At 69.6% G+C, this 14,815-nt stretch carries 13 protein-coding genes; 5 read left to right on the forward strand and 8 right to left on the reverse strand.

Translation table 11 applies throughout. The features are described 5' to 3' along the window. Positions 1-3 precede the first annotated feature (3 nt). Positions 4-2,295: a heavy metal translocating P-type ATPase gene (locus ACFWJ8_RS12590; protein ID WP_378811790.1), complete on the reverse strand. Its 2,292-nt coding sequence runs from the start codon at positions 2,293-2,295 to the stop codon at positions 4-6. After that, complete coding sequence (locus ACFWJ8_RS12595; protein ID WP_378811791.1) at positions 2,295-2,519, reverse strand: heavy-metal-associated domain-containing protein; 225 nt, start codon at positions 2,517-2,519, stop codon at positions 2,295-2,297. The genes ACFWJ8_RS12590 and ACFWJ8_RS12595 overlap by 1 nt, the downstream gene beginning before the upstream one ends. Before the next feature lie 234 nt (positions 2,520-2,753). On the opposite strand from ACFWJ8_RS12595, the gene ACFWJ8_RS12600 reads away from it, so the two are divergent. Beyond that, on the forward strand, positions 2,754-4,040 hold the full coding sequence (locus ACFWJ8_RS12600) for an ABC transporter substrate-binding protein (RefSeq protein ID WP_378811793.1): 1,287 nt from the start codon (positions 2,754-2,756) through the stop codon (positions 4,038-4,040). Positions 4,041-4,169: 129 nt separating this feature from the next. On the opposite strand, the gene ACFWJ8_RS12605 is transcribed toward ACFWJ8_RS12600, so the two are convergent. The 4 genes from ACFWJ8_RS12605 to ACFWJ8_RS12620 form a co-directional block, all read right to left on the reverse strand. Next, on the reverse strand, positions 4,170-4,907 hold the full coding sequence (locus ACFWJ8_RS12605) for an ABC transporter ATP-binding protein (RefSeq protein ID WP_018171565.1): 738 nt from the start codon (positions 4,905-4,907) through the stop codon (positions 4,170-4,172). A 71-nt stretch (positions 4,908-4,978) separates the two neighbouring features. Beyond that, positions 4,979-5,926 carry an ABC transporter ATP-binding protein gene (locus ACFWJ8_RS12610; protein ID WP_378812033.1) on the reverse strand — a complete coding sequence of 316 codons (948 nt, stop codon included), beginning with the start codon at positions 5,924-5,926 and terminating at the stop codon, positions 4,979-4,981. A gap of 91 nt (positions 5,927-6,017) precedes the next feature. Beyond that, complete coding sequence (locus ACFWJ8_RS12615) at positions 6,018-7,016, reverse strand: branched-chain amino acid ABC transporter permease (protein ID WP_378811795.1); 999 nt, start codon at positions 7,014-7,016, stop codon at positions 6,018-6,020. 2 nt (positions 7,017-7,018) lie between these two features. Then, the gene (locus ACFWJ8_RS12620) at positions 7,019-8,335 is read right to left on the reverse strand and encodes a branched-chain amino acid ABC transporter permease (protein WP_378811797.1); all 1,317 of its coding nucleotides are present in this window, start codon (positions 8,333-8,335) and stop codon (positions 7,019-7,021) included. Between the two features lie 336 nt (positions 8,336-8,671). Between ACFWJ8_RS12620 and guaB the strand changes: the two genes are divergently transcribed. Beyond that, the gene (guaB, locus tag ACFWJ8_RS12625) at positions 8,672-10,174 is read left to right on the forward strand and encodes an IMP dehydrogenase (RefSeq protein WP_378811799.1); all 1,503 of its coding nucleotides are present in this window, start codon (positions 8,672-8,674) and stop codon (positions 10,172-10,174) included. A 75-nt stretch (positions 10,175-10,249) separates the two neighbouring features. Here the strand turns inward: guaB and ACFWJ8_RS12630 are convergent, their stop codons facing one another. Continuing rightward, positions 10,250-11,359 carry an FAD-dependent oxidoreductase gene (locus tag ACFWJ8_RS12630; protein ID WP_378811801.1) on the reverse strand — a complete coding sequence of 370 codons (1,110 nt, stop codon included), beginning with the start codon at positions 11,357-11,359 and terminating at the stop codon, positions 10,250-10,252. A 151-nt stretch (positions 11,360-11,510) separates the two neighbouring features. On the opposite strand from ACFWJ8_RS12630, the gene ACFWJ8_RS12635 reads away from it, so the two are divergent. After that, positions 11,511-12,146, forward strand: a complete 636-nt coding sequence (locus ACFWJ8_RS12635) for a TMEM175 family protein (RefSeq protein WP_378811803.1) — start codon at positions 11,511-11,513, stop codon at positions 12,144-12,146. A 65-nt stretch (positions 12,147-12,211) separates the two neighbouring features. Here ACFWJ8_RS12635 and ACFWJ8_RS12640 read toward each other — a convergent pair whose 3' ends face one another. After that, positions 12,212-13,678 carry an MFS transporter gene (locus tag ACFWJ8_RS12640; RefSeq protein ID WP_378811804.1) on the reverse strand — a complete coding sequence of 489 codons (1,467 nt, stop codon included), beginning with the start codon at positions 13,676-13,678 and terminating at the stop codon, positions 12,212-12,214. Between the two features lie 96 nt (positions 13,679-13,774). Here ACFWJ8_RS12640 and ACFWJ8_RS12645 point away from each other — a divergent pair, with 96 nt between their 5' ends. Together ACFWJ8_RS12645 and ACFWJ8_RS12650 are read left to right on the forward strand one after the other, a co-directional pair. Continuing rightward, entirely contained in the window at positions 13,775-14,449 is a 675-nt protein-coding gene (locus ACFWJ8_RS12645) for a TetR/AcrR family transcriptional regulator (RefSeq protein ID WP_378811806.1), read from the forward strand. A 44-nt stretch (positions 14,450-14,493) separates the two neighbouring features. Then, complete coding sequence (locus ACFWJ8_RS12650) at positions 14,494-14,778, forward strand: DUF2277 domain-containing protein (protein ID WP_378811808.1); 285 nt, start codon at positions 14,494-14,496, stop codon at positions 14,776-14,778. Positions 14,779-14,815 lie beyond the last annotated feature (37 nt).

A 14,815-nucleotide genomic window follows, 5' to 3' on the forward strand; every position in this document is an offset into this window, starting at 1 on the left:
CCTTCAACGACGTGAGTTCGAGAGGCTGCGGAACCGCCGCAGGCGAAGGCTGTTGCTGACCACGAAGACGCTGGAGAACGCCATGGCCGCTCCCGCGATCATAGGGTTCAGCAGGCCCAGCGCGGCCAGCGGCAGGGCGGCCACGTTGTACGCGAACGCCCAGAACAGGTTCACACGGATCGTGCCGAGCGTCGCACGCGACAGCCGGATGGCGTCGGCGGCGCTGCGCAGGTCGCCGCGCACGAGCGTGATGTCGGAGGCCTCGATGGCGGCATCCGTCCCGGTCCCCATCGCGAGGCCGAGGTCGGCCTGCGCGAGCGCGGCGGCGTCGTTCACGCCGTCGCCCACCATGGCGACGACGCGGCCTTCGGCCTGCAGATCCTTGACCACCGCGACCTTGTCGTGCGGAAGCACCTCGGCGATGACCCGCTCGATGCCGACCTCGTCGGCGATCGCGCGGGCGGCCGCGGCGTTGTCGCCGGTGAGCAGCACGGGAGTGAGCCCGAGCGACCGCAGCTGGGCGACCGCCTCGGCGCTCGTCGGCTTGACCTGGTCGGCCACGACGAGCAGCCCGCGGACCTCGCCGTCCCACGCCACGAGCACGGCCGTGCGGCCGAGCGACTCGGCAGCGGCCTTCGCCTCCGCGATCGCGGCGGGCGCCGCCAATGCCCAGTCGGCGAGCAGCGCCTCGCGTCCGACGAGCACGGCGTGCCCGTCGACGACGCCCGACACGCCCTTGCCGGGCACGTTCTGGAACGCTTCCACGACGGGCAGCGTGCCCGTCTCTTCTGCTGCGGCGCGGGCGATCGCCTGAGCGATGGGATGCTCGGACGCGTGCTCCAGGGCGCCGGCGAGGCGCAGCAGCTCCGCGCGGCCGAGGGTGGCGGCAACCACTTCCCCTGCGACCACCACGTCGACGAGCGACATGCGGCCGGTCGTGACGGTTCCGGTCTTGTCGAGGACGACCGTGTCGACGGTGCGGGTGGACTCCAGCACTTCGGGACCCTTGATGAGGATGCCGAGCTGTGCTCCGCGGCCCGTCCCGACGAGCAGGGCGGTGGGCGTGGCGAGCCCGAGCGCGCACGGGCACGCGATGATGAGGACCGCGACGGCCGCGGTGAAGGCCATGGAGGCCGAGGCGCCGGTCAGCAGCCAGCCGGCGAGGGTGCCGAGCGCGATGAGCAGCACGATCGGGACGAAGACGCCCGAGATGCGGTCGGCGAGGCGCTGCACCTTCGCCTTGCCGGACTGGGCGTCCTCGACGAGCCGCGCCATCTGGGCGAGCTGGGTGTCGTCGCCGACGCGGGTGGCGCGCACGACCAGCCGGCCGCCCGCGTTCACCGTGGCGCCGACGACGGGGTCGCCGGGGGCCACCTCGACGGGCACGGACTCGCCGGTGACCATCGAGGCGTCGACGGCCGACGTGCCCGAGGCGACGATGCCGTCGGTCGCGATCTTCTCGCCGGGACGCACGACGAACTCCTCGCCGACCCGCAGGTCGGCGATCGGCACGCGGACCTCGGCGACCGAGCCGTCGGCGGCGGGGCGCAGCACCGCGACGTCCTTCGCGCCGATCTCGAGCAGCGCGCGCAGGGCGGCTCCGGCACGCCGCTTGGAGCGCTGCTCGAAGTACCGTCCGGCGAGCACGAAGGTCGTTACGCCGGCGGCGACCTCGAGGTAGATGTCGCCGGCGCCGTCGCTCGGGCTCGCCGACCATTCGAAGGAGTGGGTCATGCCGGGCATTCCGGCGTGGCCGAGGAACAGCGCGTACAGCGACCACAGGAACGCCGCCGAGACGCCGAGCGAGATGAGCGTGTCCATCGTCGCGGCGCCGTGGCGCAGATTGATCCAGGCGGCTCGGTGGAACGGCCAGGCGCCCCACACCACGACCGGGGCGGCGAGGGCGAGCGATGCCCACTGCCAGTAGGTGAATTGGAGCGCCGGGATCATCGCGAGCAGGATCACGGGCGTCGAGAGCACGATCGAGCCGATCAGCCGCTGGCGCAGGCTCGTGAGCTCGGGGTCTGCCGGCTCGCCGACCGGCGCGTCGTCCGCGGCGGCAGCCGGGGGAGCGGGCAGCACCGCGGTGTAGCCGGTCTTGACGACCTCGTCGATGAGCGCCTGCGGGTCGATCCCCGGGGGTGCGCTCACGACCGCCTTCTCGGTGGCGTAGTTGACGGACGCCTCGACCCCGTCCATCCGGTTCAGGCGCTTCTCGATCCGCGCGGCGCACGAGGCGCACGTCATGCCGCCGATCTCGAGCTCGATCCGGGCGGTCGGGGCCGAGGAGGACATCAGGCGCGGACCGCGGTGTAGCCGGCCTCGTCGACGGCCGCGATGACGGCGTCGTCCGCGAGCTCCGCCGCAGAGACGATGCGCAGCGTGCCGGCGGCGGCGCTCACCTGCACGTCCTCGACGCCCGCGAGCTTCGACACCTCGCCGCGCACGGACGCCTCGCAGTGCCCGCAGCTCATCCCCGTCACGTTGTATTCGACGGTGCTCTTCTCAGACCCGGCCATGTCGCCGCCTTTCTCGTGGAGTTCCAGGATACCCCTGAGGGGTACCGGATCCCGAGTCTATACCCATGGGGGGTATGTGGAGCGGAATCGTCGATATCGGATCGAAATCCCCCGGTCGTGCCCGTTACACATCGTTAACGAACGGCAACATTCGCGAACGCTTCCCGCGATTAGGTTTGTCGCATTGGGGCGGCGCCCGAGTCGTTCCCCCGATCACCCATAGCAAGGAGCAACATGAGCGTCTTCACCCGCTCGCGCGGATCTGCCCTCCTCGGCGGCATCGCGCTCGTCGGCGCCAGCGCCCTCGTCCTCGCCGGCTGCGCCTCTGGCAGCGGCAACGAGGGAGACGGCGACGGGTCGTCGCAGGAGGCCCGCGACCTCACCCTCAAGATCGGCACGATCCTGCCTCAGACGGGCAGCCTCGCGTACCTCGGCCCGCCCGAGGAGGCGGGTGTCGGTCTGGCTGTCGACGACGTCAACGAGGCCGCCAAGGGTCTGGAGATCGGTCCGATCGTCTGGGGCGACTCCGGCGACACCGACAACAAGGCCTACGCGACCACGATCCAGAAGCTGATCTCCGAGAAGGTGACGGCCGCCATCGGCGCCGCGTCGTCGGGTGTGACGAAGCTGTTCCTCGACGACGCAGTCGCGGCCGGCATCCTCACGTTCTCGCCCGCGAACACCTCGCTGGACTTCACCAACTGGGACGATAACAACCTCTACTGGCGCACGGCCCCGGCCGACACGCTCCAGGGCGAGGTGCTCGGCAACCTGGTGGGCGAGGACGGACACAAGAACGTCGCCGTCATCTACCAGAACGACTCCTACGGAACCGGCCTCAACAAGACCTTCCAGGACACGTTCAAGAGCACCGGTGGCGAGATCGTCGCCGAGCAGTCGTACAACACCGGCGACACCAACTTCGACGCCCAGATCTCGGCTGTCCTCGCGTCGAACCCCGACGCGATCGCCCTGATCACGTTCGACGAGATCTACACGATCGGTCCGGCGCTGCTCGCTGCGGGCTACCCGGCCGAGGACCTGTACCTCGTCGACGGCAACCTGAAGAACTTCGGCAAGGACGACAAGTGGCCCGCCGGAGTGAGCATGGAGGGCGCCAAGGGCACCACGCCCGCCGGCCCCGCGCCGGACACGGACTTCCAGAAGCGGCTGAACGACTGGGCGGTCGCCGACGGCCGTCCTGAGATCGCCGACTACACCTACGCGAACGAGGCGTACGACGCGATCGTGCTCATCTCGCTCGCCGCGCTGGCTGCGAACTCGTCCGACCCCGCCGACATCGCCGGCAAGCTGCAGGAGGTCTCCGGCGGCGGCGACGACCCGGGTGAGAAGTGCACGTCGTACGCCGACTGCGCCGACCTCATCCTCGACGGCAAGAAGGCCGACTACGACGGCTACTCGGGCCCGATCACGTTCGACGAGCACGGTGACCCGACGGACGCCACCATCGGCATCTTCCAGTACGGCGCCGACAACAACTACACGCGCATCGACCTGTAATCCAGGACGCAGCAGCGAGGGCCCTGGAGCGATCCGGGGCCCTTCGTGTGTGCGCGCGTGCGCGGCACCGAGAACGACGAGGGGCTGGATGCCGCGGCATCCAGCCCCTCGTCGTTCGCTGTCGCGGCGTCAGGCCGCCTCGGAGCCGAGGCTTCCCAGGTACAGGCCGATGACCTTGGGGTCGTTGAGCAGCTGGCGCCCCGTGCCCTCGTAGGCGTCACGGCCCTGGTCGAGCACGTAGCCGCGGTCGCAGATCTGCAGGCAGCGGCGGGCGTTCTGCTCGACCATGATCGTCGTGACACCGGCCTTGTTGATGTCGGAGACGCGGATGAACGCGTCGTCCTGACGGACAGGGGACAGGCCCGCGGACGGCTCGTCGAGCAGCAGCACCGATGGGTCCATCATGAGCGCGCGCGACATCGCCACCATCTGGCGCTCACCACCCGAGAGTGACCCCGCGCGCTGGCCGAGCCGCTTGCCGAGCTCGGCGAAGATGCCCGTCACGAACTCGAGGCGTTCCGCGTACACCTTCGGGCGCTGGTACAACCCCATCTGCAGGTTCTCGGCGATCGTGAGCGACGGGAAGACGTTGTTCGTCTGCGGCACGAAGCCGACCCCGCGCTGCACGAGCCTGTCGGACTTCAGCCCGACGACGCTCTCGCCGTCGACCGTGATGTCGCCGCCGCGCACCTTGACCATGCCGAAGATCGCCTTCAGCAGCGTCGACTTGCCGGCGCCGTTCGGGCCGATGATGCCGATCAGCTCGCCCTTGCGGGCGATCAGGTTGGCGCCGTTGATGATGTTGATGCCGGGCAGATAGCCCGCCGTGAGGTCCTTGACCTCGACGATGACCGTCTCGGTCTTCATGCCCTCCACACGGGCGGCTCCGGGATCGGGGACAGCCGATCCGGGTGTCCGGGGGTCCGGCGACGCGTCGCTCACTTGCTCTCCTCCTCGGCTTCGGCGATCGAGGCCTCCTCGGCCTCCTTGATCTCTTCGAGCAGCTCCTCGCCGGACTCGCCGAGCTCGCCGGCGATGCGCCCGGTCACGACGCCGAGGTCGACGTCCTGGTGGCTGCCGAGATACGCGTCGATGACCGCCTTGTCCTGCATGACCGTCTCGGGCGGGCCCTCGGCGACGACCTTGCCCTCGGCCATCACGACGACCCAGTCGGCGATGTGCCGCACCATGTGCATGTCGTGCTCGACGAAGAGCACGGTCATGCCGAGGTCCTTGAGGTCGAGGATGTGGTCGAGCAGCGACTCGGTGAGCGCCGGGTTCACGCCGGCCATCGGCTCGTCGAGCATCACGAGGGTCGGGTCGCTCATGAGCGCCCGAGCCATCTCGAGCAGCTTTCGCTGGCCGCCCGACAGTGAGGCGGCGTAGTCGTCGGCCTTCGCGTCGAGCTTGAAGCGCGCGAGGAGCTCCATGGCCTTGTCTTCGATCGCGTCGTCCTGCTTGCGCCAGATCGCCGGGATGACGCTGGCCCAGAGGCTCTCGCCCTTCTGGCCCGTCGCGCCGAGCTTCATGTTCTCGAGCACGGTGAGCAGCGACAGCGCCTTCGTCAGCTGGAACGTACGCACCTGGCCCATGCGGGCGACCTTGAACGACGGGATGCCCGACAGCGACGTGCCGTCGAAGCTCCAGCTGCCCGAGTTGGGCTTGTCGAACCCGCACAGCAGGTTGAACAGCGTCGTCTTGCCGGCGCCGTTGGGCCCGATGAGGGCGGTGATGGCGTGCCGCGGGATCTCCAGGTGCTCGACGTCGACGGCCGTCAGACCGCCGAAGTGCCGCGTGACGTTGTCGATGACGAGCACCGGGTCGTTCTTGGGGACGCCGGGGACGGCATCCCCTTTCGCGAGTCCCGCGGTCTTCGGACGGCGGATGCTGCCGGTCGGCGTGGTGACGGAGCCCGTGGCCGGCGCGGCCGGCTCCTCCGGGACGTCGGGCTGGTCGGCGGGCGGGGTGCTGGGCGGGTTACTTGACAAAGGTCAGCTCCCTCTTGTTTCCGAAGATGCCCTGCGGGCGGAAGATGACGATCAGCATGAGCGCGACGCCGACGAGGATGAACCGCAGCGTCGCGGCCTGCTGCGCCGTCATCGGCAGGATGTCGGCCTGGGCGAGCACCGGCAGCACGTTGTCGAGGAAGCCCATGATGACCCAGAAGATCACCGAGCCCACGACGGGGCCGAACACGGTCGCGGCGCCGCCGAGCAGCAGGATCGTCCAGATGAAGAACGTGAGGCTCGTCGTATAGGTGGCCGGGACCACCGCCGACGGGAGCGCGAACACGACGCCGCCGAGGGCGCCGAACACGCCACCGATCATGAGCGCCTGCATCTTGTACGAGAACACGTTCTTGCCGAGCGAGCGCACGGCGTCCTCGTCTTCGCGGATGCCCTTGAGCACGCGACCCCACGGGCTGCGCATGATCGCCCACACGAGGTAGACGGCGATGCCCAGGAGGATGATGCCGAACACGCGCACCCACAGCTGGTCGGAGGTCCACTGCCATGGCCCGAAGCCGTAGACGATCTGCTCGCCGTCCGCCCCCGTCTTGGGGAAGGGGTTCGCCGCGCGGAAGCCGGCATGGTACCCACCGAGCCCGTCCGCGGAGTTGGTGAACGCGTCGAACAGCTGCGTCGTCAGCAGCAGTCGCACGATCTCGGCCGCCGCGATCGTCACGATGGCGAGATAGTCCGCGCGCAGTCGCAGGGTCGGTATGCCCAGGATCAGCGCGAACACGACGGCGGCGGCGCAGCCGACGAGGATGCCGACCCACCAGGGCCAGCCGAAGCTCAGGATCGAGATGGCGTAGCCGTACGCGCCGAGGGCCATGAAGCCCGCCATGCCGAAGTTGAGCAGGCCGCCGAAGCCGAACTGCACGGCGAGGCCGGTCGCGGCGAGCGCGTAGGCGATGGTCTCCGGGCTGAAGACCCAGTAGGCGGTGTTGTTGAAGATCTGTCCCCAGTCCATGGCTAGCCGAGCCTCTCTTTCCGGCCCAAGATGCCCTGGGGTCTCACGAGCAGGATCACGATCAGTGCGGCGAGGGCGCCGACGTACTTCATGTCCGGCGGGATCCAGAGGGTCGAGATCTCGACCAGGATGCCGACGATCAGCGAGCCGATCAGTGCGCCGAACGCGGTTCCGAGGCCGCCGAGGGTGACCGCGGCGAAGATGAGCAGCAGCACCTGCACACCCATGTCCCACTTCACGCCCGGGCGGAAGTACGCCCACAGCACGCCGGCGACCGCGGCGAGGGTCGCGGCGAGGATCCAGACGATGCGGATCACCCTGTCGACGTTGATGCCGGAAGCCGCGGCGAGGCCGGGGTTGTCGCTGATGGCGCGCGTGGCCTTGCCGACGCGGGTCCGCAGCAGCCAGAACGCGACGGCGACGAGGAGGACGATGCTGGTGCCCATCGACACGATGTCGATCCACGAGAGCGCGATCGGTCCGAACGTGATGTCGCGCGGTGCGCCGGCGCCGGGCAGCTGGTAGGTGCCGCCGCCGATGAAGTACTGGAACACGTAGCGCCCGGCCAGCGACAGGCCGATGCTCACGATCATGAGCTGCACGAGGCCCAGGCCTTTTCGGCGCAGGGGTCTCCACAAGCCGGCGTCGAGCGACCAGCCCAGTGCCGCGCCGAAGACGATGACGATCGGGATCGTGAGCCACATCGGGATCTGCAGCCACACGCCGAAGACGAGCGCGATCACGGCGCCGAACGTCAGCATCTCGCCGTGCGCGAAGTTGCTGAGGCCGGTGGTGCCGTAGATCAGCGAGACGCCGACGGAGGCCAGCGCGAGCAGGAGGCCGAAGTTGAGGCCGTTCATCAGGCGCTCGATGAGCTGGTCGATGAAGGACGTGGTGACGCGTTCGCCTTCGCCGAGGAACAGGTTGACGATCTTCGACCCGGTGAGGCCGAACGTCACGTCGAAGGACGCCGTCGTCCCCTGCTTCGGCTGGATGCCCTCGGGCAGCTGCGTGGGGTCGACGATGACCCCGTCGGGCAGCGTGTCCTCGTCGACCGTCAGGACGTAGTCGTCCTTCTCGGGCACGTACAGACGCCACTTGCCCTCGGCGTCGGTCACGGTCTCGGCCTTGAAGCCGCCGCCCTCGATGGTCATGGTGACGCCGGCGACAGGCTCGTCGTCATAGGTGATGATGCCGCCGAAGTAGAAGTCGGTCTTCTCCTGGTCGCCACCCGGGGTGTCGGGTGCTTCGGCGGCGAATGCGCCACCCGGAGAGGACAGGAACACCATGCCTGCAGCCAGCAGCAGTCCGAAGAGCACGACGATCCAATGGCGACTTCTGGTCGCGGACGCATTCGTGGGACCCACAGAACCTCCAGTTCGCCACCACGCGGACACCGAAGCTCGGGTCGCATCGGCCGTGATGGCGACGCTACGACTGTAATGTGTCGCCGCTGTTTCGCCTACGGTCACATGTGGATACGTGATCCGATCGAAATCGGACCGGACAACGGCCTCGCGCGCGCCCCGCGCGTGCCGTTTCTGTGGGAACAAAACGGCCCTCTCGCGCGCTTAGAATCGAGTACGGAGCGTCACAAGCGCGCCGGCCGTCGCCGTCCAACCCTCAACTGAACGCGCCGCGCGCGAGGAGACCCCATGGAGCACAACGACCCCTTCGGCTTCGTCGGACTGACCTACGACGATGTGCTGCTGCTGCCCGGTCACACCGACGTGATCCCGAGCGAGGCAGACACGTCGTCGCGACTCAGCCGGCGCATCACGGTCGCCACGCCGCTGCTGTCGGCCGCCATGGACACGGTCACCGAGGCCCGGCTCGCGATCGCGATCGCTCGCGAGGGCGGCATCGGCATCATCCACCGAAACCTCTCCATCGAGGACCAGGCCTCGATGGTCGACCGCGTCAAGCGCAGCGAGTCGGGCATGATCACCGACCCGATCACCACGACGCCCGACGCGACGATCGAAGAGGTCGACTCGCTGTGCGCGCAGTACCGCATCTCGGGTCTGCCGGTCGTGGACGCCGACAACCACCTCGTGGGCATCGTGACCAACCGCGACATGCGGTTCGTGTCGGGCTTCGAGCGCCAGACCACGAAGGTCCGCGACGTCATGACGACGGAGAACCTCGTGACGGGCCGCGTCGGCATCAGCGCCGGCGAGGTGATCGCGCTGTTCGCGCAGCACCGCGTCGAGAAGCTGCCGCTCATCGACCAGGACGGCACGCTCGCCGGTCTCATCACCATCAAGGACTTCGACAAGAGCGAGAAGTACCCGCTCGCCACCAAGGACGAGCAGGGCCGCCTGCGCGTCGGCGCCGCCATCGGCTTCTTCGGCGACGCGTGGCAGCGTGCCGAGGCGCTCCGCGACGCGGGCGTGGACGTCATCGTCGTCGACACCGCGAACGGCCAGTCGGCCGGCGTCATCGACATGGTCCGCCGCCTCAAGGGCGACGAGTCGTTCGCCCACATCGACATCATCGGCGGCAATGTCGCGACCCGCGAGGGCGCCCAGGCACTCATCGACGCCGGTGTGGACGCCGTCAAGGTCGGTGTCGGCCCGGGCTCGATCTGCACGACCCGCGTCGTCGCGGGCGTCGGCGTGCCCCAGGTCACCGCGATCTACGAGGCGTCGCTCGCGGCCCGCGAGGCGGGCGTGCCCGTCATCGCCGACGGCGGCCTGCAGTACTCGGGCGACATCGCCAAGGCGCTCGTCGCCGGTGCCGACACGGTCATGCTCGGCTCGCTCCTCGCCGGCACCGACGAGTCGCCGGGCGAGATCGTCTTCCAGGGCGGCAAGCAGTTCAAGCAGTACCGCGGCATGGGTTCGCTGGGCGCTCTGCAGACGCGCGGCAAGAAGACGTCGTACTCCAAGGACCGCTACTTCCAGGCCGACGTCCCCTCGGACGACAAGCTGATCCCCGAGGGCATCGAGGGCCAGGTCGCGTACCGCGGCCCCGTGTCCGCGGTCGCCTACCAGCTCGTCGGCGGCCTGCGTCAGTCGATGTTCTACGTCGGCGCCCGGACCGTCGAAGAACTCAAGGCCAAGGGCAAGTTCGTGCGCATCACGGCCGCCGGCCTCAAGGAGTCGCACCCCCACGACGTGCAGATCGTCGTCGAGGCCCCCAACTACAAGAAGTAGTCCAGCACCGGAGCGGATGCCGTCACGCCCACCGGGCGTGACGGCATCCGCTCTTCGTCATCGGACCCGCGGCGATCAGGCAAGGTGGAACGGGGCGGCCGCGCGCGCGGAGTCGTCCGTGGCGAGATCGGCCAGCACCGAACCCACCGCGGGCGTGAACTTGAAGCCGTGGCCCGAGAACCCGGCGCCGACCACGATCCGGCCGCGGCGATCGAGCACGAAGTCCTCGGTGTCGGTCGAGGTGTAGGTGCAGCTGACGGGCACGGCGCTGTCGGGGTCGAGCCCCGGGAACCACTCGGCGACGTAGCCGCGCAGTCGCGCGGCCTGCTCGGGCACGGGGCGGAAGGTGCGGGCGTCGGGATCCACGACGGGGCCGACCATGTGGAACCCCACCTTGACGCCCTCGCCAGGGGTCGGCATGCCGTAGACGTTGCCGATCGGGCCGCTGCGCGGGTCGGCGAAGTGGTTGAACGAGGGCCATGCGGACTCGGGTGAGCGCGGGATGAAGTGGGCCGGGCTCTCCTCGGTGACGGTGAGGCGGGGGAGCGGGAAGGAGCCCGGAAGGATGCCGGCGGTCCATGCCCCGGCCGTCACCACGACCGTGTCGGCGACGAGGTCGTGGTGCTCGCCGCCGGCCTCGACCGTGATCCTCACGCCGTCGGGTGCCTCGTCGATCGCGGTGACCGTGTGCTCGAACCGGATGTCGGCGCCGTGCGACTGTGCGCCCTGCTCGAGAGCCTGCAGCGCTGCGGCGGCGCGCACGACCCCGGCGTCGCGGGCGAACAGCACATCGCCGTCGAACCGCATGCCGCTCCAGCGCCGCGTGGCCTCGCCCGCGGTGAGCATCTCCACGCGCTCGCCGCGGGCCGTCAGGGCGCCGTGCACGCCGTCGATGCGGCGCGGATCTCCGTGCGACACGAGGCCGTGCAGCCGCAGCAGGGACTCGCCTGTGGTGCGCGACAGTTCGTCCCACTCCCGCCGGGCGAGTCCCAGCAGGTCGAGGTAGTGGGCGTCGCCGTACGCGTTGTTGAAGTTGCGGGTCGCGCCGTGCGACGCGCCGCGGGTGTGGCCGCGTGCGAAGCGCTCCAGGGCGACCACGTGATGGCCGCGGCGCGCGAGCTGCCATGTGGTGGCCAGCCCCATCGCGCCGGCGCCGACGACGACGACGGGAACGTGCTCGGTCATGGGTCTCTCCCGGATTCGGCGCCGGCAGCGGCGCGACGGTCTGCGTCCGGGCGTGCGACGGCGGCATCCGGCCTGTGTCCCATTCTGGCGCGGGCGCATTGTGCGAGCCGCGTGGTGACGGAGTGTGACGCGGGGTCGCTACCCTGGCGCCATGATCAGGCAGCGGCGGCATCCTCGGGCGACGCAGCGCACCACGCGCCTCGAGGCCTTCACCGATGGCGTCTTCGCGATCGCGGCGACGCTCCTCGTCCTCGACCTCACGCAGCATTCGCTCGGCGCGGTGAAGTCGGAAGCGCAGATGTGGGCCGCCCTGGGCGGCATGTGGGAGCTGTTCCTCAACTTCGCGCTGAGCTTCGGCCTGCTGTGCCTCATGTGGATGGTGCATGTGCAGCAGTTCGAGCACGTCGCCCGGGTGGATGCGACGACCGTCTGGCTCAACAACGCACGTCTGCTGTTCATCGTGCTCGTGCCGTTCGCGACGAACCTCACCACGGAGTACTCCGACTGGCTCGCCGGACGACTGGCGATGCCGGTGACCTTCTTCCTGGCGATCCTGTGCAGCTGGCTGCAATGGGGATGGGCCGTCCGGCACCGCGATCTGCTCGCTCCCGACATGACACAGGAGGATGCCGTCGCCTTCGGGCGCAGCTCGCTGAGCGCGCTGCTCATCTCGGCCGCCGTGGTCGTGCTCGCGCCGTGGATCGGGTCGCCGGCATTCCTGCTCTTCTTCTTCGACGGTGTGCTGACGCGGTGGCTGCGCGGCGTGCCGAGCGGTGGGAGCGCCTGACGCCGGGCCGCGGCTGCGGTCCCGGCGTCAGGTCGGCGGAGAGGGGGCGGTGACCCCCGGCGGTGTCAGACCTCCGCCGGCACCGCCTCCACGAGGGTGGGCTCGGAGGCTTCGGAACCGGTCGTCGGGGTGACGTCGTTCGCCTTGCCCGAGGGCAGCCAGAGCGCCACGACCGTCGCGGCGAACAGCACCGCGGCGCCGGTGAACACGGCAGGGCGGGCGGCGTCGACGTACATGTCGGGGAGCAGCTCTCCGCCGGCACCGACGAAGATCGCGGTCATGACGGCCGTGCCGAGGGCGACGCCGAGCTCGCGGACGGTCGAGTTGACTCCCGAAGCCTTCGCGTGGTCGATGAGGCCGAGCGTCGCCAGCAGCGCGGTCGCGGACGGCGCGAACACGAGCGCCATGCCGACACCGGCCATCACGAACGGTGCGATGAGCGTCGGGTAGTCGAGGTCGGTCGACATGACCGCGGCGATCCACGTGAGCGCCGCCCCCTGGAGAGCGAGCCCCAGCACGAGCAGGATGCGGGTGCCCACGCGGGGTGCCAGGATGCCGGCGATCGGGGCGATGAACATGGGGGCGAGCGTCCACGGGGTGGTCTGCACGGCGGCCTCGAGCGGTGTGGAACCCTGCACCACCTGCAGGTACTGGATGAGGATGAACACGGCGCCGAACGTGCCGAAGCTGAACGCGAAGCCGACGATGTTGGTGATCGAGAACGACCGGTCGCGGAACAGGCGCAGCGGCACCAGCGGCGCCTTCGCGCGCAGCTGCCAGAGCAGGAACGCGGCCACGAGCACGGCGCCGAGCGCGATCTCGGCGATCACGCCGACCGAGTCCCAGCCGTCGTCGTTGCCACGTACGATCGCGTGCACCAGGGCCAGCACACCGGCGGCCGCCAGCACGGCGCCGGGGACGTCGATGCGCGAGCGGGCCCCGAAGTCGTTGTTCAGCACGATGAGGGCGAGCGGGATCGCGATCAGCGCGACGGGCACGTTGATCCAGAAGATGGCCTGCCAGTTCCAGCCCTCCATGATCGCTCCGCCCACCAGCGGCCCGACGGCGACGCCGAGCCCCGACACTCCGCCCCAGATGCCGATGGCGAGCGGGCGCCTCTCCTTCGGGACCGCGCCGCTGAGCAGCGCCAGCGACAGCGGCATGACGCCGGCGCCGCCGACTCCCTGCACGGCCCGGGCGGCGATGAGCTGCCCCGGGTCGGTGCTCAGCGCGGCGAGGATCGAGCCTGCGCCGAACACGGCGATGCCGATCGCGAACACGGTGCGCCGGCCGAACCGGTCGCCGAGCGCCGAGGCGATGAGGATCGAGCCCGCGAAGGCGAGCGTGTAGGCGTTGACGAACCACTGGAGCTCTTCGACGCTCGCGCCCATCTCGCTGTGGAGGACGGGGAGCGCATTGGTCATGACGAGGTTGTCGAGCGTGGCCATGAACATCGGGAGGGATGCCGCGGCCACGACGAGGGCGAAGGGACGCGTCCGTCGGGCGACGGCGGCGGGTGATGCAGCGGACATGGAGGGCTCCGGTTGTAATTGGATGATTACCTGCTAGAGAGCAATGTAGTAATCGACTGATTACAAAGTCAAGTCATTCGCTGATAACCTTCGGGTATGACTTCTGCGGCTATGGGCGACAGCGGCGTCGTCGCGCTCGACGACGCGATCGAATCGGGCAAACGGCTGTCGTCGGGGGAGCGGCGTCGGCAGATCCTCGTGGCGGCGCTCGCCGTGTTCGGCGCCCGAGGATACGAGGGTGCGACGACCGACGAGGTCGCGCGCGCCGCCGGCGTGAGTCAGCCGTACGTCGTCCGGCTGTTCGGGTCGAAGGAGAACCTGTTCCTCGCCGCGATCGAGGATGCCCTGGCCCGCATGCTCTCCGGGTTCCGGGCGGCGCTGGCCGACGAGACTCTGCACGATCCCGACATCACACCCGAGAAGGCGGCGGCCAAGCGCATCGGGCAGGCCTATGTCGACCTCATCGAGGTCCGCGGCCTGCACCAGACGCTCGCGCACGCCTACCTGCTCGGCAGCCATCCCGCGATCGGCGCGGCCGCGCGCAAGGGCTTCGCGACCGTCTGGCGGTTCTTCCGCGACGAGATGGGGCTCGAGGCCGACGAGGCGCGCGCGTTCATGGCCGAGGGCATGCTCATCAGCACCATGATCGGCCTGCGGATCGTCGACGACTACGGCTCAGATCCGCAGATCACCGAGCTGTTCCGCTCATGCTTCCCCACCGAGCTGCCGCACGTGCTCGAGGTGCTCCCGCGCGGCGTCGACCGCTTCTAACCGCGCCCTGGTCCGCGTCCGGGGCCCGGCGTATCGTCGGGGGCATGTGCCGGAACATCCACACGCTCCACAACTTCGAGCCCGCCGCGACGTCGGACGAGGTCCACGCCGCCGCGCTCCAGTACGTGCGCAAGATCGCGGGCACCACGAAGCCCTCGAAGGCGAATCAGGAGGCGTTCGACCACGCCGTCCACGAGATCGCCCATCTGACGCAGCACCTGCTCGACGACCTCGTCGCGGTGACGCCGCCGAAGAACCGCGAGGCCGAGGCGGCGAAGGCGCGCGAGCGCGCGATCCGGTCGGGCCGGTACGCAGCGCCCGCCGCCTGAGACGCGCGCCCCACGATCCCGTCCGACTCGGATAGTC

The organism is Microbacterium sp. NPDC058389 (assembly GCF_042722305.1).
Lineage (GTDB): Bacteria > Actinomycetota > Actinomycetes > Actinomycetales > Microbacteriaceae > Microbacterium.

Coding starts and splice junctions, on each gene's coding strand:
- ACFWJ8_RS12600 (WP_378811793.1), top strand. CDS start 2,754: ATGAGCGTCTTCACCCGCTCGCGCGGATCTGCCCTCCTCGGCGGCATC.
- ACFWJ8_RS12590 (WP_378811790.1), bottom strand. CDS start 2,295: ATGTCCTCCTCGGCCCCGACCGCCCGGATCGAGCTCGAGATCGGCGGC.
- ACFWJ8_RS12650 (WP_378811808.1), top strand. CDS start 14,494: ATGTGCCGGAACATCCACACGCTCCACAACTTCGAGCCCGCCGCGACG.
- ACFWJ8_RS12595 (WP_378811791.1), bottom strand. CDS start 2,519: ATGGCCGGGTCTGAGAAGAGCACCGTCGAATACAACGTGACGGGGATG.
- ACFWJ8_RS12630 (WP_378811801.1), bottom strand. CDS start 11,359: ATGACCGAGCACGTTCCCGTCGTCGTCGTCGGCGCCGGCGCGATGGGG.
- ACFWJ8_RS12645 (WP_378811806.1), top strand. CDS start 13,775: ATGACTTCTGCGGCTATGGGCGACAGCGGCGTCGTCGCGCTCGACGAC.
- guaB (WP_378811799.1), top strand. CDS start 8,672: ATGGAGCACAACGACCCCTTCGGCTTCGTCGGACTGACCTACGACGAT.
- ACFWJ8_RS12605 (WP_018171565.1), bottom strand. CDS start 4,907: ATGAAGACCGAGACGGTCATCGTCGAGGTCAAGGACCTCACGGCGGGC.
- ACFWJ8_RS12640 (WP_378811804.1), bottom strand. CDS start 13,678: ATGTCCGCTGCATCACCCGCCGCCGTCGCCCGACGGACGCGTCCCTTC.
- ACFWJ8_RS12615 (WP_378811795.1), bottom strand. CDS start 7,016: ATGGACTGGGGACAGATCTTCAACAACACCGCCTACTGGGTCTTCAGC.
- ACFWJ8_RS12635 (WP_378811803.1), top strand. CDS start 11,511: ATGATCAGGCAGCGGCGGCATCCTCGGGCGACGCAGCGCACCACGCGC.